At 80.6% G+C, this 612-nt stretch carries 1 pseudogene; it reads left to right on the top strand.

Annotated features, from left to right (window positions below):
- Nucleotides 1–26: 26 nt before the first annotated feature.
- Nucleotides 27–612, top strand: a pseudogene (locus tag FOE67_RS27850) (hypothetical protein); the annotation flags it as partial.

The following is a 612-nucleotide window of genomic DNA, read 5'->3' as shown; positions in this document are numbered from 1 at the left end:
CCCCGGCCCCCCTGCGGGACGTCCGGGTGGTCGGGGATCCCGCGACCGCCGCCGCCGTCGCCCGGGCCCTGCGCGCTCTCGGCGCCGGGGCCCGCACCGACGGTTCCGCCGATCCGGCGGCCGACCGTCCCTCCGCCGTGGTCCTGTGCGCCGTCCCCGCCGAGGGGCCGGCGGGAGCACCGGCCTCCGCCCCCGGGAAGGACGCGCCCCGGATCGACCACGAACTCGCGGACCGGCTGCTCGAACTCGGCATACCCCGGCAGTACTGCCACCGCGAGGGGTGGACCGTGTGGATCGAGCCCCCCGCCCTCGCCGCAGGCGACGTCACGGCCGCCCACGTCAGGGCACGCCGGCTGGCCGCCACCCCCGCCCACCGCGAACTGGCCGCCCACTGGCGGGGCGCCGCCGTGGAGGAACCCGCCCCACCGCTGACGGTCGACCACCGGGACCTCCTGGCCTCCCTCCTGGCCGCCGACCTCGCCGAGGCGTGCGGGGCGCCGCCCGCGGACCCGGGCCTTCCCCCGGCCCGTCGGCGCCTGCGCCGCCTGGACCCCGTCACCGGTACGGTCACCGCCCACGCCGTGCTCCCGGTCCCCGCCGTCGCCCCCTTCC

Origin of the sequence: Streptomyces calidiresistens, assembly GCF_014141525.1 — a bacterium.
GTDB lineage: Bacteria > Actinomycetota > Actinomycetes > Streptomycetales > Streptomycetaceae > Streptomyces > Streptomyces calidiresistens.
Note: the sequence above shows the minus strand (reverse complement) of the source record. Positions and strands in the feature narration are given on the sequence as shown.